Below are 423 nucleotides of genomic sequence, written 5' to 3'. Positions count from 1 at the left end.
ACATAGTAGGGGTGCATGGCGGCGACGGTCTCGGCGAAGGAGTAGACCAGGAAGCCCTGCTCGTCGTATTCGCGCCACATCAGGCCCTGCATGACGCCGGATACCCACATCACCGCGGCGTAGACAACGATACCAAGTGTCGCCAGCCAGAAATGCCAGGTGACCAGCCGCAACGAGTAGAGCCGTTGCCGGTTCCAGAGCTTCGGCACCATGTAGTAGATTGCGCCGAACGAGATCATGCCAACCCAGCCGAGCGCGCCCGAATGGACGTGGCCGATCGTCCAGTCGGTATAATGCGACAGCGAATTGACCGCCCGGATCGCCATGATGGGGCCTTCGAAGGTCGACATGCCATAGAAGGCGACGGCCATCACCATCATGCGTATGATCGGATCGGTGCGCAGCTTGTCCCAGGCGCCGGAC

At 61.2% G+C, this 423-nt stretch carries 1 protein-coding gene; it reads right to left on the bottom strand.

Annotated elements, in window-relative coordinates:
• A partial coding sequence (locus EN750_RS38815; RefSeq protein WP_189526892.1) for a cbb3-type cytochrome c oxidase subunit I occupies positions 1-423 on the bottom strand: 423 nt, incomplete at both ends.

The organism is Mesorhizobium sp. M7A.F.Ca.ET.027.03.2.1 (assembly GCF_003999175.1).
Taxonomy (GTDB): Bacteria; Pseudomonadota; Alphaproteobacteria; order Rhizobiales; family Rhizobiaceae; genus Mesorhizobium.
The sequence above is the reverse complement of the archived record's forward strand: the minus strand, read 5'-3'. Positions and strand labels throughout refer to the sequence as shown.